The sequence below is a fragment of the Nocardia sp. CA-084685 genome (assembly GCF_050955785.1).
In the GTDB taxonomy this organism is placed as follows: Bacteria; Actinomycetota; Actinomycetes; order Mycobacteriales; family Mycobacteriaceae; genus Nocardia.
Genome location: NZ_CP192094.1, coordinates 3,058,084 through 3,077,905 on the forward strand (window position 1 = coordinate 3,058,084; position 19,822 = coordinate 3,077,905).

Sequence of the window (19,822 nt, forward strand, 5' to 3'; positions counted from 1 at the left end):
GGCACCCAGACACGAGGAAGGAAGGGATGACGGTCATGAGTGCCGACGAGATCGTGCAGCTGGTTCTGCGCGAGCGGCAGAGCCGCGACCGCGGCTGGTATGGCCAGATGGCCGATTGCTTCGCTGAAGACTCCGTCGTCGAGATGAGCTGGTTCCAGGGGCAGCGGGGCGGACTTCGTGCGCGCCACCCGCGACATGGTCGGCCGCGGCGATTACGCAGTGCATCGTCTCAGCCCGCCGGCGGTCCACATCGACGGGACCGTGCGCTGGCCGAACTACCCCTGATCATCGAGTGGCGCATCGACATCGACGGTGGCGAAGCCGATCTCGCCTCCGCCTGCCGGTCGCAGTACCGGACCCAGCGCGGCCGCGACGGCGTGTGGCGCATCACGCGGATCACCTCGATCTGCGAGAAGGACACACTCACCCCGGCCCTGCCATGCACCCGCCTCGACATCGACCCGCACGAACTGACGGCCTGCCGCCCGTCCTACCGATGCCTTGCCTGGTACCTCAACCGCAACGGCTACCAGGTCGGACCCGACCACCTCGGCGACGACCGACCAGGATCCGTCGCACGCCAGTACCAGGCGGAAATGACCTGGCTCCACGAGAGCCGCACCCCGGCCGCCACGGCCGGCACTGAAAGGAAACAGCAATGAGCAAGCTCGCACTCGTCACTGGCGCCACCTCCGGTATCGGCAAGGCCTTCGCCGAGCGCCTGGCCACCGACGGCTACGACCTCGTGATCGTCGGCCGGCGAAAGGAGCGCCTGGAAGAGTTCGCCGAATCCCACCCCGAGGTCAAGGTCCGCACCGTAGCCGCCGACCTGTCCACCGGCGCGGGCGTCGACACGGTCGCCGAGATCTGCGCGACCGAACCGCTGACTATGCTCGTCAACAACGCCGGGGTCGCCCACTACATGCCGCTCGCCGAACTCCCCACCGACAAGGCCACGGAGCTCGTGAACGTCAAGGTCCTCGCCCCCACGATGCTCACCCGCGCCGTGGTCGCCGGCATGCAGGAACGCGGCAAAGGCACAATCATCAACGTGGCCGGCATGATCGCCTTCAGCGGCCCCGCCCCGCACTCCCAGATGCCCCGCCGCGTCGTCTACGGCGGAAGCCTGGCCTACCTGGTCGCGATGTCCCAGACCCTCAGCGCGGAGCTCGAGGGCACGGGAGTCAACGTGCAGGTCGTGTGCCCGGGCGTGGTGGCCACCGAGTTCCACGAGCGCCAGGGCCTCGACATGAGCAGGGTGCCTCGCATGACGGCCGACGATGTCGTCACCGCCAGCCTGCGCGGCCTGGAGCTGGGCGAGACCGTCTGCGCCCCGGGCGTTGAGGACGCCGGCCTTCTGGACGCTGTCTTCCAGGCCGACCTCGCCGCCTTCGGGGCGCAGAGCCCCGAGCTCGCCACGCGCTACCGCGCTGCCTGAACCGACGTGGCCGTCAGCCCCCGCCGGATCACGGGGCTGACGGCCACATCCTGATTTCCGGGAACCGCCGCAACGCCGCCCAGCCCTCGTCCATGAACACCTGAGCGGCCATGGCGGTAGCTGACCAGCGGTTTCGCCGCTCGGTGTCAGTAGTTTTCTCCACCGACATGTCAGTGCACGCCGCGCGAGGAGGTTAGAGCTGATCTGTCGACTCCGCAGCCTCGCTGTCTTCACCTCGCCGGGCGCTATCGCCAGGCTGACCCCGACCTCGCGGGCGATCGCGCGCAACGATTGGTCCCTCGGCGTGCGGGTCGGGATCGCGCGGTTGTCGTCGTCGACGACCAAGGCCGTTGCTGGTCTTGTTGGCGATGTTGCAGCGCTGGTCTTCGGCGAGGGGGCGAGGGCAGGTCCAGGATGAGGCTGTGTTCGTCGGCGCGGATGCCGGGCAGGGTTTTCGGGGTTCGTGACTCGCGCAAGAAACAACGCAGTTCGTTGGGCTTGTGGCTGCAGGATTGAGCACTGAAACACGTAGAGCTGGCGAGTATGAGAGAACGGAGGCACCGATGAAGGCAATCATCACAACAGATCAGGCCGCGCAAGCCGCCGGGATCACACTGTCGGAGCGGCCTGAGCCGACGCCGGCGATCAACGACGTCGTTGTCGAAGTCCATGCGTCGGGCTTCGTCCCTGCCGAGTGGGAGTGGCCCTCGACGTGGGTCGATCGCTCCGGTCACGATCGGGCCCAGGCGATCATCGGCCACGAGTTCGCCGGAGTGGTCTGTTCCCTCGGTTACGGCACGACGGGACTCTCGCTGGGACAGCGGGTGTTCGGGATCACGGACTGGCACCGAGATGGAACCCTGGCCGAGTACGTGGCCGTGGAGGCACGCAACCTTGCACCGCTGCCCGGGGACGTCGACTTCACAGTGGGTGCGAGCCTGCCGATCTCCGGGCTGACCGCATGGCAGGGCCTGTTCCAGCACGGTCGTCTTCAGGCTGGACAGAGCGTCCTCGCGCACGGCGCCGCCGGTGCGGTCGGTTCTGTGGTGACGCAGCTCGCCCGAGAGTTCGGCGCTTACGTCATCGGTACCGGGCGGGCGGCGGACCGCCATGCGGTGCTCGACTTCGGCGCGAACGAGTTCCTCGATCTCGGCGGCGAGGATCTCGAAGACATCGGCGGGGTTGACCTCGTCTTCGATGTCATCGGCGGTGACATCCAAAGGCGCTCGGCGAGCATTATCCGGCCCGGCGGGACGCTGGTGACGGTGGTCGGACCTGTTGAGGCTCGCCCTGTCGAGGGCCTCGCGGTCGACTTCGTCGTCGAGTCCGTCCCGAGTCAGCTGGTGGAGATCGTCGACCGGGTGCGCGACGGGCGTCTTCGCCCGCACATCGGAACCATCACGACCCTCGACGACGCCGTCCCTGTACTCAACCCGACCGAGCGACGAAAGGGCAAGACCGTCATTCGGGTGCGCCCCTGAGCAGCTCACTGACACGTAAATGGCGAGGCGCAATGCGCAAACCTCGATAGCGGAGAAGATGTCGCCGAAGATCTTCCCGAGATGTCGTTTGACTGAGGTGCATGACCGCTCGCGCCGAATTTCTCCGGACTCACCGGAGCGATTCATCCGCTCCTGCCCACTCTGTCCAGCCCTGCTCAACCCCTCCTTGATCAGGTCCGCGCCGAGACAGATCGTCGGTCGGCCCGCACGGCGGATGGTGACAGCATCCCTGCTGGGATCGCAGATCGCGACGACAAACTACTGACGCGGATGGAATCACTCTCGGGCGGTGCGAGTCGGTTGCGGTCGTCCGATGCTTCCACGGACAGCCAGAGGGGAACGGGAAATTTCGAAACCGAGTGAACCATCATGTGGTGCACCGCGTTCCTTCTCGTAAGCCCTCGACGGTGTGTCAATAGCGTCGAGCGCCGTTCGGAGATCTTGCGCTACCCGCGTACGCGAGACTGCACGTCGAGAAGAAGAGGTTTCTACGTGATCAACGCCAAGAAGACAATTGCCGTGTGTGCGAGCGTAATCGGAATCACTGCCGGGATGGCGGTATTCCTCCCCGCGACGGCATCCGCGGCAACCTACGGTGGTCAGTGCGGTAAGGGGTATGACGTGATCGATTCGCACGATATCGTCGGTGGCACCGCCTTTTTGACCTTCAACGGTAAGAACAATTGCGTTGTCACCGTTCGGGACCAGCCGGGGAAACCCGTGCGGATGGGCGCCGGGCTCCGGCGGTCAGGGGATAGTCGCGCCGTAGTTGTCGACGACGCCGAATACACCGAGTTCGCGGGTCCGGTGAAGGTCGAGGCAAAGGGCGCATGCATCGACTGGGGCGGCCTCATCGGTAATGACGAGTGGCAGGTATTCAAAGTGCACTGCGGCTGAACGGCACGTGCCCGTACCTGCTCATACCAGGCCGGTACGGGCTCGTGCGGGGGCGGACCGATGCGTACTAGTGCCACACACTCAATTCGGCATGTGCCTGCGTCGCCGGAGCTGGCGCTGGCAGTATCCGAGATCCGTTGGCGGACAACTGGTTCCATAAATCGGCGAATGTCCTTGCCGCGCAACCCAAGTCGGTGCACCCCTGCGCGATCGCTGCGATGAAGGACATCTACATGGCCGAGGACATCGACCGCGCGCAACTGGCGGTGCAAGCCTTCGAAATCGATTACGGCGCAAAGTATCCCAAAAGTGTCGCGAAGATCGTCGATGACCTCGACGTGTTGGTCGAGTTCTACCGGTATCCGGCCGAGCACTGGATCCATTTGAGAACCATGAATCCCATCGAGTCGACCTTCGCGTCGGTACGGTTGCCGACCAAGCTCACCAAGGGGCCGGGCGCCCGCGCCGCGGGAATCGCCATGGCCTACAAGCTGATCGAGCCCGCCCATACCTGCTGGCAGGCCGTGCACCCGGCACCTCCCGCGGGCCGCAGCTTGTTCGAACGCGGTCGGCTCGCCGAACGCCCCGAGGCTCACGCAGCCCGAAATCACCGCCACTGATCGACTGCTCTGGATTTACCCCTCGCCAAGCCGATGAGTTTGCCTGCTGTCTGGAGTCTTCCCCATCGACGCCACATTAGGGAGGACAGAATGAGCAACCCGATTCGGCTGTACATGTCGATGTCGCTCGACGGCTACATCGCCGGCCCGGACGATCGACCGGGCCAGGAACTCGGACGTGCCGGTGGACGCCTTTTCAACTGGCTCGACGACCGGGAATCCGATGGTCCCAGCGGACAGGTTTATCGCGAGGCGCTGGCGACCGGCGCGCTGATCTCCGGCCGTCGGACCTTCGAGCTCGCCAAGCGTTGGCAGGGCGACCATCACGATGGTGTGCCGATTTTCGTCCTCACCCACCATGTGGATGACGGGGACGTGCCGCCCGGCCACGCGCGATTCGTCACCGACGTCGAGGACTGCGCCCGTCAGGCTCGCGCGGGCGCCGGGGACCGGCCGGTCATGGTCCACGGCGCAGGCGCGGCCCAAGCGCTCCTGCGGGCCGGGCAGATCGACGAGATGGAGATCCACCTGGTTCCGGTCCTGCTCGGGCAGGGCCGACGACTGTTCGACCACCTCGGTGGCGATCACATCGAACTCGATCTCGTCCGACGGCTCGAGGACCGAGACGTCACCCACCTGCGCTACCAGGTGCGCCGGACCGGGGAGCCCGCGTGAAGACGCTGTTCGTCTCCTACCGCGTCACCGACCTGGACCGATCGCTCGATTTCTACACCGCCCTGGGCTACGCCGAGCTGGGCAGGGTCGACCCCGGCGATGGCAGTCACCTGGTGATCCTCGCGTTCCCCGGCGAACCGGCGGCCTCACTGGAACTGGTCCACCGCCCCGCCGGCGGACGCGTCGACGTGGGTAGCGGTTTCGACCACCTCGCGATCCAGGTGGACGCACTTGCCGCCACCCTGCAGCGGCTGACCGACGCCGGCCTGCAGCCCGGACCTGTTCAGTACCCGGGCGGGCCTGGCGGCCCGAAGACGTCGTGGCTCACCGACCCGGATGGCTACCGGATCGAGTTGGTGCAGTGGCCGCCTCGACACCCCGACGGCATCACCGCCGCGGACTTCTCCTAAGCAGTCCGGTGAGCGGAGTGAAGAAGTTCCGCTTTCGGGCGGGCGCGCGGCCCAAGGCGCCATCCCCACCCACAGATATGGTTACGCGCTGATTCGATGTACTGCACGCAGGCAGGTGAATTGGGATTTCACCCAAGTTAGGACCATTAGGGAGATGCTGGACGAGCTGACGCGAAACCTGTCAGGCTGGCCTGCAGTACCTGAGCATCTGGGACGTTGGAAACAGCTACGGCTGCACGTATCGACCACCCGCTGAATTCTGCGCTGCCTGTGCAAGACTGCTTCCACTGGATCTGGTCCCAACGGATTTCCGACCAGAAACCAGCTGAACTTGCCGAGATCATCACCCGCCGCGTGAGGTCGGTGCGGGACTGACCTCCTCAGACGCCGATGACCGGGCCGCAGTGGACGTTGAATCGTTCCCGGATGGTATCGAGGGTCTGGCGATTGTGTTCCCGGTCGCGCCGATGCGTCCGCATGAAATGCGCGGTGTTGCCCAGGCGCCGGTGTATCGGATACCACCGGTCGAAATCGAGTCCGCACTGCAGGAACACCGACGGCCCGAGCGCGTCGTAAATGATGCTCAGATTGTGTAAGTGCAGCGTCAGAGCGGTGTATGCGATTGCGGCTGCCGTCGCTGTCTTCGTCCGCATCTCTTCTGCGTCGAGGGCATACAACGGCAGCTCCCGGAGCTTGTCCCGGAACATCAGGTGGGTGAGGAAATAACCGCCGAACGAGAGGAACCCGAATGTCCCCGAGCGTGTCTGAATCGACAGCACCGAGCCGCTGGGGGACACGTAGGGCTCATAGGGTGTGCTCGCCTGCAGCAGGTAGCCGGTACAGTTGACGATCCAGCTGCCAGCCCGGGTCGCCGCGATATCGCCGCTACGGAACAGCAACTCGACGGCGCCGTCGCGGGCGACCGCATCCTGGAAGTGATCCATGACGACCCTGTTCAGGCCCTGCTGAATGGTCCTCTGCTCTGTCTGCGACAGCAGGCCGGCGAAGAAGTTACCCGCTTCCGGGGTCAACGACAGTCCGGCGGTGGCCAGCAGCCAATCCTGGACCTCGGACTCGTTGGTTCCGTCGAAATGGCGCGTGATGTCGGTGAACAGGCGGTTCGGCATGACACCGGCCCACCAGCGGCGTACCCCGGGCGGCATGATCTGCTCGCGATCGATAAAGACGGTCCCGGGCCCGGCAACGAGGTTCACTTCCCGGCCCGGGCAGGTCTTGATCAGTGCTAAAGCGGTGTCCATCGCGGTTTTACCGCCGCCGATAATCCACACCGGTGTGTCACTGCGGGCTATTTCGCCGGCCCGCACGTCGCAGTAGTTGGGTGACACCGACCGCACCCGGCTGCTCGACACTCGTAGCGGTTTCTTCGGCACGACATTGGTGCCGAACGCTTTGATCAGCCTGGTTGCCGTGATCACGAGCGTGGCGCCGTCGGGGCCGGTGCAGGTGACGCGCACGCCGCCACCGGTTTCCTCGTGCGACTGGTAATCCCAGCCGAAGTACTCCTCGACCTGGACGCGTTGTTCGATGACCTGCAGGCAGTGCTCCAAATGCTCCAGGACCTCGCTCTTCGTCGCGAGGTAGGCACGGTCCTTCCGGATCGTCCACTTGATGTTGCCCGCTGTGAACAGCGGATGTGGCTGATGCAGCCTGACGTACGGATACGTATCGACCCACATCCCGCCAGCCCGCGTGTGCCGGTCGACAAGGATGACTTTTTGGTCGCGGCTCAGGTAACGGCTCGCGACGAATAAGGCATTCAGCCCTGCTATCCCGGCCCCTATAACGCACACATCGCATGTCTGCGTCCGCGCCGGCTTCATATCGGACGATTCATGGCAAACCCCCTGCTACCGCTGATGCAACCACCACCGAACACGGATGTCAACGAACGTTGAAACCGTAAGTTTCTTGTTGTCGCATATTCATCCCGTGCTGGAAACCCGCTGGCAGGGCGGCTGTAGGTCGCGGGAGGTCCTTCCCGAGAGTGGCCGACCCGTTCACACACCCGCCTGAGGCCAGGAGTTCCGTTGAGCGAGCACGGCATCGAATCCGCGCACGGTGATTGCTGGTCGATCGCCATGGCGGTGAAATTCTTTGACATTCGGCGTGTCGGCGCGCCAGGGAGTGCATCAGCGCGGGCAGCGGCAAAGGCCTCGGCATTGGGTGCAGCAGCGGGCCAGACGATGTTGCCATGGATCACCGCCGCATCAAGGCTGGCGCGAAGTCGTTCGTCGAGCGCTGCTGGCGGATGCAGGACCAGCCGCCGATGGCCGCAGTGCCCGATCAGCAGGACGCGGTCGCCGACGAACAGGCTCACGCTCGTGTTCCGCAGGCCCTTCAGTGGATGCGGCGGAGTCCGGTGCGGTCCCGTAGTCGCTGGAAAGTGTCGGAGTAGCACCTCGAATCGGCTGTCTATCTCAGCCCGGCGGAATTGATAGCCCCGGGCGAACGCACCGGCCGCTACCGCGTCGGCGGCGACCAGCCGGTCCGCGATATCGACGGCCACAGCCGCATATCCATCGAGGACGCCGCGGTCGCGCTACTCGACGAGGCTGAACTGCCGCGGTTCATCCAGCGCCGCTTCACAACCGGATATTGACCGGATGCTCCCGCACCGATGTCCGGTGCGGGAGTTCAACTTTCGCGTTTCAGCTGACGCCAGCCACCCGCGCGATTATTGGCGATGAACTGCTCGAATATTGCGAGAAGTGCTAGGGCGTTCAGCTTTCGCCATCGTATATGGCCACGGTGCGTCCGGTCTTGTTCTCGTGTCCACCGGTTGTGCCATGTCGACGCTCAACCCCGAGTCACGCGAGCGGACACGAGCGTTTGCGCGGGTGATCGGCCCGCATAGGCCTATTAGGTCGATTCGGCCGCGCGGGTGCGGGTGGCGGTCGGTGTCTCGCCAGTGTGCCTGCGGTAGATGCGCCGGAAGGCCGCCGGATCGGCGTAACCCACCGCGCCCGCGATCGCGTCGATGGGTTCGCGCGTGGTTGTGAGTAGGGTGGTCGCCTGTCCGACTCGGAGGCGATGGACGTATTGGGTGGGTGAGACGCCGATGTGGTCGCGGATGCGGCGGGTCAGGGTGCGCGGAGAAACCGCTGCGGCACTGGCCAATTCGTCCAGCGATAGTTGCCGGTGCAGATTGGCGTGCACGTGCTGTTGCACGGCGCGCAGCACCGGGTCGGTGGCCCGTAGATGCTCGAGCACCATGTAGCGCGACTGCGACATGCGGGCATCGAGCACCAGGTAGTGAGCAACCTGCTCGGCCAGTGCACCGCCGCCGAGGCGGGCGACCAGCGCCAGCAGCAGATCTGTGTGGGCGAAAGCCGCACCGGCGGTGAGTATTGCGCCGCTGTCGACCACCATGCGATCGGAGTGCACGGTGACATCGGGGAAGCGGCGGGCCAACAGCGGCGCCAGCCACCAAGTAGTGGTGGCGGCCCGGCCCGACAACAGCCCCGAGGCCGCGAGCACGAAGACAGCCGAGCAGGAGGCAGCTACCGTAGCGCCGGAATCAGCGGCACGCCGGATGATTTCGACGGCCTGCATGGTCTGGGGTCGGGTCAGCAGTTCCGCGACACGCGCTTCGCTGGACGCGGACGGCCCCGGCAGCACCAGAATATCGCCGGGTTCGAACTCCGCCGCGTCGAGCGGGGTTTCGGTATCGACGCTGATCAGCCGCCCACCGCTGGATCGGACCGGTAGCCCATTGAGTGATGCGACGCGCTGCCGCAGTCGCCCGCCCGTCGTGTCACCGGCGATCCCGGCTGCCGTGTCGACGATGTCGATACCGAGGCCGAGTGCACCTTCGAGCACACCGTCCAGCGCGAGGTGGGTAATCATATATGGCGAGACTAGACCGAAGAGTGGCGATCTTGCCAATGGCGGTGTGCTGACCTGCTGCGGCAGGGTTTGGGGTGTGCAGCAATCTCTCCCGCAGGATTCTCTCGACGACGACCTCGCCGATTTCGCGCCCCGGTCGATCACGCTCGACGGGGTAGCCCGCACGGTGTACGTCAGCGGCAACGGACCGGCGGTCATCGTCATGGCGGAAATGCCCGGCATCAGTCCCGATGTGGCTCGCTTCGCCCGCTGGGTGCGCGACGCCGGGCTCACCGTCTACCTGCCGTCACTGTTCGGCCGCGACGGTGCCTATCCGGAGGCAGAGGCCGGTGTGGAGGTCTTCAAACGCGCCTGTGTCAGTGCGGAATTCCGGGCCTTCGGCGCGGGCAAGTCCAGCCCGGTCGCGGTGTGGCTGCGGGCGCTGGCAGCCCTGGCCCATCGCGAATGCGGCGGTCTCGGCGTCGGCGCGCTGGGTATGTGCTTCACCGGGAATTTCGCGCTCACCATGATGCTCGAGCCCGCGATGCTGGCGCCGGTGCTGTGCCAGCCGTCGCTGCCACTGGATGAGCCTGGCGGACTAGAGATTTCGCCCGGTGAGCTCGCGGCCGTGCGGGAGCGACTCGATCGCGATGATCTCGTGGTGCGCGCCTATCGCTTCGAGGGCGACCGCTTCTGCACCGCGCAGCGTTTCGCCGCCTACGCCGCAGCGCTGGGTCCGCGTTTCGAGCCGCGAGTGCTGCCCGCCGACGCGGCGAATCCCTCTCCGCCGCCGTTTTTCTCGCAGATCGTCGGCTGCCCGCACAGTGTGGTCACCGCGCATCTGGTCGATACGGCGGGGGAGCCGACCACCGCGGCCCGCGACGAGATCCTCGCCTTTCTCGTGGACCGGCTGACTGCGGACGTCCCGTTGCAGTGACATAGCGTCCACTGCTGGTCCAGCTTCGCGGCCACTTCCGACGTACAGGAATTCTCTAGCCCGCAACACCGGCGTCGGTGCGTTGCCGCAGCAGCCCTTCGATCATGGCCGCCACCTCGGAACTCGAGCACGATTTGAGCTGGGAGTAGATGCAGACGTTGCGGCGTTCGACGTGCCAGTAGATTATTACCGCCACCCGCCGTACCGCTGGTGATATTGCCTCATCAGGTTCGACGTACTGGATGGCATCAGCTGAGTAAAGGACATGGCGGTGATGCGCTCGACCGGATCGATCCAGAAGGCCGTGCTCGCCGCACCACCCCACGAGAAGCTCGCCAACGGTTCCGGCTGGTCGAGATCAACCAAACGCACCGCCGACAACCTCATCTCACCTTGTCCGGTGTGAGCCGGGTGGCGGTCTCACGGACACATAGGTCTGCAGCGGAGGGGTAACCTCACAGGATGGCTACCGTCGAGGTTCCGACGTCGGGCGATGTGGCAGTGCCGCCTCAGGTCTGGATCGGTCCGGGGTTTGCCGGGTTCGTCGGCGCCGCGCCGAGCACCGACCCGCACTCGACGGCGATCGGGTGCCTCGCGGTTGGATTGGATGAGCCCTTCGTGTTCCGGGCCCCTGGCCTGGACGAGGTCATGATCCGCAGCGCATACTCCCCAGCTCGGCACGTGCATCAAGTTGCTTGCGGCGGTGTGGGATCGGGTCCGAACTCACGTGACCGAGGCGATCTCGGCGGCGATCGCTGAACATGCCGAGTCCGATCCTCTGGCTGTACTCCGGCACATGATCACTGGCGTGGTCGACGGATTAACCCGAGATCCCCGCCGCGCGCAGATCTTGTTCGGTGACCATGCGGGCAGTGCCGTTCTGGAGAGGCGCCGCCATGAGCTGACCCTCGTGTCGACCGACAAGATCACCGGCGGCATGCAGCCGTACCTGCGGGCCGATGTGAACCGCGCAGAACTTCGTCACACCGCACTCATGGCTGTTGGCGGGTTCGGCGAGCTCGTGATCGCGTGGCGTGCTGGACTGGTCGATCTCGACCCTGAAGCCATCATCGAGCAGGCGGTCCACTTCGGGTCGACCCTCGGTGCGAACTTTCTGCCACCCGAGTAAACATGATTGGTTCAAAGGCATCGTGTATGCGAATCCGAATCCATATTCGAGTACCCCTCTGATGGCGTGCGCTCGTCTGATGGTCGGCGATGCGCCGAGATCCCAGTTGTTCCGATGGCCACGTATCGCTTCGACGAGCCGGTTGCGCGCCTCGTCGGCGCTGGCACCCATGCGTTGCAGCTGGGTGCGCCCTGCGGCCCTGTAGAAGTACACGGTGGTGCGCCAGCGTCCGTTCTTCTGCTTCTTCGGCTTCGTCGGTGTGCCGAAGGTTCCTACGGGCTTGGGAAGTCTGCCGCCCCAATTGTGCTTTCTCCCTTCGGTACTCGGTATGTGGATTCCTGGGTGCTGCGCGTTGTTGAGCTGCCGGGCTTACCTGCGTACGGCGTAGACCGGCCGGGGCCCGGCCGACTCACAGTTCCCGATGTTCCGAAGGTGCGACATCGGGGCTGGATCGTCGGTGGGCCCTGAGCTTTTCTTTTAACCTCTGCCTGTCGCAGCCGAAGTGATCGGCTGCGACAGGCAGAAGTTGTTTAGGCGAGAATTGTTGGTGCCGTGGAGATTTCGTTCTCGTTCGGCAGCGTGTCGGCGTGACTCTGGGCGGCCACCGCATCATCATCGTCGGGTTCTGTCCAAAGAGCCTGAAAAGAGACGCGGTGGCCGTGGGTGCCAGTGTGCCTCAAGCGATGAGTTCGGTCGAGTCAACGCGCTCGTTCGATCTGGATTGTCTTGCGGTGTTTCGTAATTCGTTCTATGACTGCCTCGAGCGGCGGTCCGACGCACTGTTCGAGCTGACCGAGGCGGTGCTGTGCAGCGATGGTCCCGTGCATACCTTGGTCGGATTGTCGTTGGCCGCCGAGCACCGCCGCGGACATGGCGCGCTATATGACGGTCTGGGTAGTGGCCGTATCGACTTCGCAAGGCTGCGGCGATCCGTGGCTGGGCTGCCGGTGCCGCGTGACGGCGACGGCCGGATCTTGCTGGCCGTCGATGTCAGTCCGTGGCTGCGCCCGGACGCCGCGACCAGTCCCGATCGGGCGTTCTGCCACGTCTACGGACGCGGAAAAGGCCAAGCGCAAATGATTCCTGGGTGGCCCTACTCGTTCGTGGCGGCGCTCGAGCCCGGCCGCACATCATGGACCGCGATGCTTGACGCGGTGCGCATCGATCCCGACGACGACCTGACCACGGTGACCTCCACACAAATTCGTGAGGTTGTCGACAGACTCCGTCTGGCCGGGCAGCACCAGCCCCACGACCCGGCGATCCTGATCGTATTCGACGCCGGCTACGACATCACCCGCCTGGCATATTTGCTGGTTGACCTGCCCGTGGAACTGGTCGGCAGAATCCGCAGCGACCGGGTCCTGGCGTTGCCTGCCGCGGCCCGTCCAGCGGCCAGGACCGGACGTCCAGCCAAACACGGACCCGAATTCGTGCTCGCCGACGCCACCACCTACCCCAAACCGCAAGTGTCGACCCACACCGACACCGACCGTTACGGCTTGGCCGAAGCCAGCGCCTGGCACCGACTGCACCCCATGCTCAAGCATCGCGGCAACTGGGCCGACCACGCCGGCCCGCTGCCGACGATCGAGGGCACCCTGCTGCGGCTGCGGGTGCAGTACCTGCCCGGCGACCGCAACCCGAAACCGGTCTGGCTGTGGTGTTCCAACCCTGACGCCACCGCTACAGAGGTGGACCGATACTGGCGAACGTTCCTGCGCCGCTTCGACATTGAGCACACGTTCAGATTCTTCAAACAAACCCTCGGCTGGACCCGCCCCCATCTGCGCGATCCCCACGCCGCCGACCGCTGGACCTGGCTGGTAATCGCTGCCCACACCCAACTACGGCTGGCCCGCAACCTCACCCACGACCTGCGTCGCCCCTGGGAGAAACCAGCCTCCCGACCCGACCGGCTCACCCCCGCACGAGTCCGCCGAGGGTTTCGGAACCTCCGCCCGACAACAGCCCTACCCGCCAGAGCACCGAAACCCTCCCGCCCCGGCCCGGGACGCCCACCCGGCTCCAAAAACAAGCAACCCGCCCCACACCAACCAGTAGGCAAAAACGCCACAACCCCCACCAGCACAGCTGGTGGGGGTTAAAAGACAAGCTGAGAGGATGCCCGCGAACGTTGTCGAGCGGGAGAAGTGCATGACGGACAAGACTTTACGGGTGATCGGCGAGCTCATGGGTTCGGTGCCGCCAGCGGGTTCATTTGCTGCGCGTCGGACGGGTTCGGCGGAGAACCTGGTGATCGAGGTAGATGGGGTAGGGCCGATCCGGTTGCCGGTGACGCCGGCTCAGGCGCGGCGACTGTGCGAGGTCGCGCGGCCGGCGCGGTATGGTCTGCGCGAGCAGACCTTATTGGACGCGAATGTGCGCGACACATGGGAGGTTCCGCGGGACCGGGTAAGGGTCGACGAGCGGCAGTGGCGCGAGACGTTGCTGCCAATGCTGGACATACTGCGGGCCGAGCTAGGTCTGGCGCCGGACTGCGAGTTGTCGGCGGAGCTGCATTCGATGCTGGTGTATGAGGCGGGACAATTCTTTCAGCGCCATCAGGATTCGGAGAAGGCCGACGGCATGATCGGCACGTTGGTGGTGACTCTGCCTTCGGCGTTCACCGGCGGGGAGCTGGTGATCGAGCAGCAGGGGACGAAGGTCACCGACCAGGGTTCGCCGGAGGAGCTGTCCTTCGTCGCGTTCTATGGCGACTGCGAGCATGAGGTGCTGCCGGTCACGGCCGGTTTCCGGATCACGCTGACCTACAACCTGGTGGCGAAGGGGCGTACCGGCCCGGACGCCGCCGCGTTCGCCATGCATCCGTCGGTCACGTTACTGGCCGAGCAGTTACGCGCGCATTTCACCACACCGATGGAATTGTCGACGTGGCCTTTCCACCGCGAGCCGGCGAAACGCCCACCTCATAAACTCGTCTACCTGCTGGATCATCAGTATTCCCAGCACGGATTCGGGTGGGATCAGCTCAAGGCCGGCGATGCTGCCCGTGCTGGGATGATGCTCGCGGCGGCGGACATCGCGGGATACGACACGTCGCTGGCGCTTGCGGAGGTCGAGGACTCCTACGAGGAGGACTACACCTCGTGGATGGGGATCTATCGTCAGCGTTGGGAGCGTGTTGAGGACGGGTGGAAATGCGTCGAAAACGCTGACGTGGAGTTCGATGAAGACGGGGAAATGGTGGAGCCTGTGCGCGATGACCCCGCGAGCCTTCCGGTGTGCTCGAGCCTTCCTTTGGTCCCGGGATCGGAAGATCTCGGCGAGCTGCGCTGGTCGACCATCACATTGACGTGGCTGATCGATCGGTCAGGGGCGGCCGATGAGCCCGCTGTGCGGGAGGTTTGGGATGAGGAGTTGTGTACGGGCGCATCGAAGTCGACGCTGGAGCCGTTCGCATCGGAAATCGAGGGTTACATGGGCAATGAAGGAAACACGGCCAATTTCTGGTACAGGCGCGCGGCGATCATCATCCGGCCCCGTCAGTAGAACGATCCGGCAAACAATCCCCGGCGTGAACCTTCGACGCGGGACGACCTGTCAGCCCCACGGGCTGACGAGTCGGGATTGAGCGAATTCTCGTTCCGTGCGTGAGTGACGAGTGCGCCGATCACGGGGAGGACTAGGCAGACGGCAGCGATCGGGGAGATTGCGCTGCCGATGGCCGACTACACGTCGATGGGCATTATCTCGGCACCGCGTTCATCGTGATCATTCCGCGAACGCGCGCAATGATTTCCGCCGCATTCACGGCGTCGGTGCCACTCCAGGCGATGTGTAGATCTGGACGTACGAGAATCAGGCGGTGGTCGTAGAGGGCAGTGAGTTCGGGGGCACCAAGGACGAGCGTGGCGTGCTGCGGTCGACTTCGGTTTCGGTCAGGTGCTGCAGCTGCTGAAAGGTGTGTTCGACCCGACACTGAGTGACCCACTCGAGCAGCTCCGCTTGGCGATACGTCGCTACGTGGTGTTCTCCGCGGATCGTCCGGAGCTGGTGGCATTGATGAACATCGAGGGGCGACAGGACACTGAACGCCTCGCGTATATATACGACACTTATATCGAGCCGGCGCTCGCCGACCTGGGCCGGCTGCTGATCCACCTCGCTGACGAGGGAGTGATCCGGCCGATCTCATTGCGCAACTTTCATTTCCTCATCGCCCACGGCGCCACCGCCCCTTACAGCCTGCTGCCGCTGGCGACGAAATTCGACACGACATCCCCGTCCGACCCCGCTGCTGTCGAGGAACACACCCAGCTGGTGTCCGACGTCGTGGTCGAGGGGCTGCGTATCCGTCGTGGCCAGTGAGTGCGTCGGGACTCGAACTCACACAGATCACGGATCGCTCGGAGTCGAGTTGCGGCCACTGATCGACAAGACCCGCAGAGATGCGCTCACGGTTACGATCGGGACGTCGGGGCCAATTACTCACATCGAGAGGTGATGGCATGAGTGGCTACGACAACGGACAATCGGACGCGTTCCCGGCGTCATCACACGGCGTGGGCAGTGGTTTGCGAATCCCGCCGAGCGGATGAGTTTGCCATGGAAAACCGGGATGGTGAGAGTACGCAGCGCGATCTGGCGATCGGTATCGCCGGGGAACTTGCTGCGGCGGGTTTCGACGATGCGCACGAGATCGGCCGCGGTGGTTTCGGCGTTGTCTACCGGTGTGTCGAGCACGCGCTGGAACGGTTGGTCGCGGCAAAGGTTCTCAATGCGGGTCCGGTGACGACGAGCGGGCGCGCTTTCTCCGGGAACAACGAGCATTGGGCCGATTCAGCAATCATCCCCATATCGTCCAGGTGCTCTCAGCCGATATCACCGATACTGGTCGGCCCTACTTGGTTATGCCGCTCGGCGTCGGCGTCCCTGAGGAAGATCTCATCCAACGGCCCATCCTCAGCGGCCAGCTCCGACCCCCATCCGCATAGCCGCTACCGGTCAAGCAGCCGCATATCGCGCTGAGGGAGCCCGGCCAAATCCGCTTTTGCGTCATCGTCGGGGTGATAACAGCCTGAGGCCCTGTGTCCGAGGGATTGGCGACGGCGGGCCGCTAGCTCGTGAGTGAGGTCCTCGGATGATCCAGCAGAGCCTGCCAGGCTGATCCCCATGGGAAGAGCGGGATCTGGCTAGCGCCGTTCCCTGGCTTGTGGGGTTGGCTGGTCACCATGGTCACGCCCCATCCGGACAACTTCGCGATCGCGTCCTGGATTGCGGGAAAGCCGAGGTGAGCTCGATTGGAGAACGGCACAGCAACGACGGGCAGCCCTTTGCCGACAGCTTCTACGAGCAGGCCGAGTACGAGGGTGTCGGCAATTCCGGCCGCCCATTTGGCCAACGAATTGGCGGTGATCGGTGCTGCGATCATGGCATCAGCGGGTGGGAGCACGTCGGGCGTGCCGGGGTCTTTGTATTGGCTGCGCACGGTGTGTCCCGTCTTCGCGGCCAGGGCGTCGGCGTCGATGAATCGAAGGCCGTACGGGGATGCGATGACGCATACATCCCACCCGTCGGCTTGGGCCAACTCGACTAGCGTGCCGACATCGTGAGCGGCCGGCGATCCGGTGACGATGGCGTACAGGACGGGCTTTCCCTCGTCGTTCATCGCTTCATCGTGGCAGCCTCTGCCCGCAATGGCGGCTGCGTGTGGGGTGGCTCTGTCTGGAACGGCGCCGATCCGTTGAGCAAGGCGGCCCGGGTCGTCGGATGTCAGGCGCGCGGCGGCCCCTACCCGTCATGTGCCGACCAGCTCGCGGACGATGTTCATGCTTGGAACATGCTGCGGTGCAACATGTTCTGCGCGCAGTGGTGCATTCAGGGAATGCCGATAGCCGTGGTGCAGTGCGTGCGCCGGTCCGACTTCGACAACGTACTGCCGCCGTGCGGCCAGCCGCCGACTCTAGGGACAACGCCAATTCGAGAACCTGGCCGGTTCTCGCTGTTCCATCGCTGCGGACATGCGCCAGAGCTGGATGTTCGCGGTCCGAATGTGGGATTGCGCAGGATTGATGTCCCCGGGTCGGCATCGGCGAGTCGTGGTTGCTGCCCTCGCGGATACGGGTGGGTCCGGCGTGCCATCTCACACGCCGGACCCATCCGGTGAACGAGTGCCGGTCAGGGCAGGTTCTGGGTGAAGAAGCTGGTCAGCTTGTCGAAGGGGATCAGTTCGGTGCGGTCGTAGAGGTCGACGTGACCGGCACCGGGCACGATGACCAGTTCCTTGCGGTCACCGGCGAGACGGTAGGCCTCTTCGCTGAATTCGCGGGAGTGGGCGTTCTCGCCGGTGATGAACAGCATGGGGCGGGGTGAGATGGTCTCGATGTCGTTGAAGGGATAGAAGTTCATGAACTTGGTGTTGCTCGACAGCGTCGGATGGGTGGTGGTGTCGGCGGTGGCGCCTTCGGGGGTGACCGCGCCGCGCTGGGTGCGATAGAAGTCGTAGAACTCGCGCTCGACCGGGGTGGAGTCCGCGGTCAGTTCGTGCACGGTTCCGCCGGTGTATTCGATCTGCCCGCCTCGGAATTCGGCATCGCGTTGGGCGGCGGCCTGGGCGATGATGGCTTGGCGCTGGGCGGCGGTGACGGAGTGGTTGAGTCCGTTGCGGTTGGCTGCGCCCATGTCGTACATGCTCACCGTGGCGACGGCTTTGATGCGGGGGTCGATCTTGGCGGCGGAGATGACGAAGCTGCCGCTGCCGCAGATGCCCAGCGCGCCGATGCGTTCGGGGTCGACGGTGTTCTGGGTGCGGAGGTAGTCGACGCCGGCGGAGAAGGTTTCGGTGTAGAGGTCGGGGGCGACGGCGTTGCGGGGTTGGCCGTCGCTGCCGCCCCAGAAGGCCAGGTCCAGGGCGAGAGTGACGAAGCCCTGTTCGGCCATCTTGGTGGCGTAGAGGTTGGCCGACTGTTCCTTGACCGCGCCCATCGGGTGCCCGACCACCATGGCGGCGGCCCGTGTGCCGGGGGCGAGGTTCTCAGGGACGAACAGGGTCCCGGTGACGTCCATCTGGTACTGGTTTTTGAACTTGACCGGGGCCATGGTGACCTGGGCGCTGGTGTAGAAGTTGTCCGCACCGTGGGAGAGGTCGCCGGAGGCCAGGCCCGCGATCGGTGTCACGGGGGCGGCCGAGGTCGTGGCCGAATCCGCGCCGGAGCAGGCCGAGGCAGCCAACACCGCGAGGGTGGCGATACCGACTCCGGGGAGGCGGGCCCAGCGGCGGGGATGTCGTCGCAGCGTGGTGGTCGTGGTCTTCATGGTGGTGCTCCTGGCGCGGGTTGATCGGGTCGGATTGTGGGGTTGATCAGATGGTGAGCAGGGTTTTGATCGCGCGGCGTTCGTCCATCGCCTTGTAGCCTTCGGCGACGTGGTCCAGCGGCAGGGCGAGGTCGAAGACCTTGCCGGGGTCGATGGTCCGGTTCCAGATGCGGTCGATGAGGTCAGGGAGGAACCGGCGGACCGGGGCGGGGCCGCCGAGGAGGTGGACTTCGGCGAAGAACAGCTGGTCGGCGGGCAGGGCGACGCCTTCGTGGGCGACACCGACGTAGCCGACGTGCCCGCCGGGGCGGGTGGAGTTGATGGCCTGCATCATCGATTCCTGGGTGCCGACGGCTTCGATGACGCCGTGCGCGCCGAGCCCTCCGGTGAGGTCCTTGATCGCGGCCACCCCTTCGTCGCCGCGGGTCTCGATGATGTCGGTGGCGCCGAATTCGCGTGCCAGGGCTTGGCGGTCGGCATGGCGGGACATGGCGATGATGCGCTCGGCGCCCAGCTGTTTCGCGGCGAGCACGCCCATCAGCCCGACCGCGCCGTCGCCGACGACCGTGATGGTCTTGCCGGGTCCAGCCGCGGCGGCGACCGCGGCGAACCAGCCGGTGCCCAGCACGTCGGAGGCGGCCAGCAGCGACGGGATCAGCTCGGGCTCGGGCAGGGCGGGCGTGGCGACGAGGGTGCCGTCGGCGTAAGGGATGCGGGCGAGTTCGGACTGAGTGCCGATGGCACCCGCGACGAACGAGCCTTGCACGCACCGGGATTGGAAGCCCGAGCGGCAGATCTCGCAGGTGTTGTCGGAGATGCAGAACGACCCGACCACGAAGTCACCGACATTGAGGGTGTGCACGTCGGAGCCGATTTCTTCGACGACACCGACGTATTCGTGTCCCATGAGGGTGTGGTCGACCGGTTCGACCCCGCGGAAGGGCCACAGGTCGGAGCCGCAGATGCAGGTGGCGGTGAGCCGGATTATCGCGTCGGTGGGTTCGATGATCTTGGGGTCCTCGCGGTCGACGACGCGCACGTCGCCGGGGGCATACATGACTACTCCACGCATTGGGGTGTCCTCTCTGCG

18 protein-coding genes and 3 pseudogenes are annotated in these 19,822 nt (G+C 65.1%); 14 read left to right on the top strand and 7 right to left on the bottom strand.

All coding sequences use genetic code 11. The features are described from left to right. Positions 1 to 26 precede the first annotated feature (26 nt). From ACQP2U_RS13865 to ACQP2U_RS13895, 7 genes and pseudogenes are all read left to right on the top strand, one after another. A complete protein-coding gene (locus ACQP2U_RS13865) occupies positions 27 to 662 on the top strand; it encodes a nuclear transport factor 2 family protein (protein WP_433715010.1) in 636 nt (211 codons plus the stop codon). Then, entirely contained in the window at positions 659 to 1,438 is a 780-nt protein-coding gene (locus tag ACQP2U_RS13870) for an SDR family NAD(P)-dependent oxidoreductase (RefSeq protein WP_433715011.1), read from the top strand. The genes ACQP2U_RS13865 and ACQP2U_RS13870 overlap by 4 nt, the downstream gene beginning before the upstream one ends. A 563-nt stretch (positions 1,439 to 2,001) precedes the next feature. Further along, a complete protein-coding gene (locus ACQP2U_RS13875) occupies positions 2,002 to 2,919 on the top strand; it encodes an NADP-dependent oxidoreductase (protein ID WP_433715012.1) in 918 nt (305 codons plus the stop codon). A gap of 513 nt (positions 2,920 to 3,432) precedes the next feature. Continuing rightward, complete coding sequence (locus ACQP2U_RS13880) at positions 3,433 to 3,837, top strand: hypothetical protein (RefSeq protein ID WP_433715013.1); 405 nt, start codon at positions 3,433 to 3,435, stop codon at positions 3,835 to 3,837. A 149-nt stretch (positions 3,838 to 3,986) separates the two neighbouring features. Then, positions 3,987 to 4,457 (top strand): annotated as a pseudogene (locus ACQP2U_RS13885) (transposase); the annotation flags it as partial. A 90-nt stretch (positions 4,458 to 4,547) separates the two neighbouring features. Beyond that, positions 4,548 to 5,132, top strand: coding sequence for a dihydrofolate reductase family protein (locus ACQP2U_RS13890; RefSeq protein WP_433715014.1), 585 nt, complete (start codon positions 4,548 to 4,550; stop codon positions 5,130 to 5,132). Then, a complete protein-coding gene (locus ACQP2U_RS13895; protein WP_433715015.1) occupies positions 5,129 to 5,542 on the top strand; it encodes a VOC family protein in 414 nt (137 codons plus the stop codon). The genes ACQP2U_RS13890 and ACQP2U_RS13895 overlap by 4 nt, the downstream gene beginning before the upstream one ends. Positions 5,543 to 5,922: 380 nt before the next feature. Here ACQP2U_RS13895 and ACQP2U_RS13900 read toward each other — a convergent pair whose 3' ends face one another. Both ACQP2U_RS13900 and ACQP2U_RS13905 read right to left on the bottom strand, forming a co-directional pair. Next, a complete protein-coding gene (locus ACQP2U_RS13900) occupies positions 5,923 to 7,383 on the bottom strand; it encodes an FAD-dependent oxidoreductase (RefSeq protein WP_433715016.1) in 1,461 nt (486 codons plus the stop codon). Continuing rightward, positions 7,380 to 7,880, bottom strand: coding sequence for a hypothetical protein (locus ACQP2U_RS13905; protein WP_433715017.1), 501 nt, complete (start codon positions 7,878 to 7,880; stop codon positions 7,380 to 7,382). Before ACQP2U_RS13905 ends, ACQP2U_RS13900 begins: the two co-directional genes overlap by 4 nt. Positions 7,881 to 7,994: 114 nt before the next feature. On the opposite strand from ACQP2U_RS13905, the gene ACQP2U_RS13910 reads away from it, so the two are divergent. Then, on the top strand, positions 7,995 to 8,162 hold the full coding sequence (locus ACQP2U_RS13910; protein ID WP_433715018.1) for a hypothetical protein: 168 nt from the start codon (positions 7,995 to 7,997) through the stop codon (positions 8,160 to 8,162). A gap of 260 nt (positions 8,163 to 8,422) precedes the next feature. Here the strand turns inward: ACQP2U_RS13910 and ACQP2U_RS13915 are convergent, their stop codons facing one another. Beyond that, positions 8,423 to 9,409: a GlxA family transcriptional regulator gene (locus ACQP2U_RS13915; protein ID WP_433715019.1), complete on the bottom strand. Its 987-nt coding sequence runs from the start codon at positions 9,407 to 9,409 to the stop codon at positions 8,423 to 8,425. Positions 9,410 to 9,485: 76 nt separating this feature from the next. Here ACQP2U_RS13915 and ACQP2U_RS13920 point away from each other — a divergent pair, with 76 nt between their 5' ends. Next, positions 9,486 to 10,325, top strand: coding sequence for a dienelactone hydrolase family protein (locus ACQP2U_RS13920; protein WP_433715020.1), 840 nt, complete (start codon positions 9,486 to 9,488; stop codon positions 10,323 to 10,325). Between the two features lie 64 nt (positions 10,326 to 10,389). Here ACQP2U_RS13920 and ACQP2U_RS13925 read toward each other — a convergent pair. Beyond that, positions 10,390 to 10,556 (bottom strand): annotated as a pseudogene (locus ACQP2U_RS13925) (Tn3 family transposase); the annotation flags it as partial. Between the two features lie 496 nt (positions 10,557 to 11,052). Between ACQP2U_RS13925 and ACQP2U_RS13930 the strand changes: the two are divergent. The 5 genes and pseudogenes from ACQP2U_RS13930 to ACQP2U_RS13950 all read left to right on the top strand — a co-directional run. After that, a complete protein-coding gene (locus ACQP2U_RS13930) occupies positions 11,053 to 11,454 on the top strand; it encodes a TetR/AcrR family transcriptional regulator (protein WP_433715021.1) in 402 nt (133 codons plus the stop codon). Positions 11,455 to 12,137: 683 nt separating this feature from the next. Next, positions 12,138 to 13,562, top strand: coding sequence for an NF041680 family putative transposase (locus ACQP2U_RS13935; RefSeq protein WP_433712418.1), 1,425 nt, complete (start codon positions 12,138 to 12,140; stop codon positions 13,560 to 13,562). Between the two features lie 49 nt (positions 13,563 to 13,611). Further along, positions 13,612 to 14,967, top strand: a complete 1,356-nt coding sequence (locus ACQP2U_RS13940; protein WP_433715022.1) for a 2OG-Fe(II) oxygenase — start codon at positions 13,612 to 13,614, stop codon at positions 14,965 to 14,967. Positions 14,968 to 15,381: 414 nt separating this feature from the next. Beyond that, complete coding sequence (locus ACQP2U_RS13945; RefSeq protein WP_433716463.1) at positions 15,382 to 15,786, top strand: hypothetical protein; 405 nt, start codon at positions 15,382 to 15,384, stop codon at positions 15,784 to 15,786. Between the two features lie 237 nt (positions 15,787 to 16,023). Beyond that, positions 16,024 to 16,334: pseudogene (locus ACQP2U_RS13950) on the top strand (protein kinase domain-containing protein); the annotation flags it as partial. Between the two features lie 200 nt (positions 16,335 to 16,534). Here ACQP2U_RS13950 and ACQP2U_RS13955 read toward each other — a convergent pair. The 3 genes from ACQP2U_RS13955 to ACQP2U_RS13965 form a co-directional block, all read right to left on the bottom strand. Then, positions 16,535 to 17,086 carry a flavoprotein gene (locus tag ACQP2U_RS13955; protein WP_433715023.1) on the bottom strand — a complete coding sequence of 184 codons (552 nt, stop codon included), beginning with the start codon at positions 17,084 to 17,086 and terminating at the stop codon, positions 16,535 to 16,537. A 509-nt stretch (positions 17,087 to 17,595) separates the two neighbouring features. Continuing rightward, positions 17,596 to 18,732 (bottom strand): alpha/beta hydrolase, encoded by a 1,137-nt coding sequence (locus ACQP2U_RS13960; protein WP_433715024.1) that lies wholly within the window; start codon positions 18,730 to 18,732, stop codon positions 17,596 to 17,598. 46 nt (positions 18,733 to 18,778) lie between these two features. Next, positions 18,779 to 19,804, bottom strand: coding sequence for a zinc-dependent alcohol dehydrogenase family protein (locus tag ACQP2U_RS13965; protein WP_433715025.1), 1,026 nt, complete (start codon positions 19,802 to 19,804; stop codon positions 18,779 to 18,781). Positions 19,805 to 19,822: the final 18 nt, after the last annotated feature.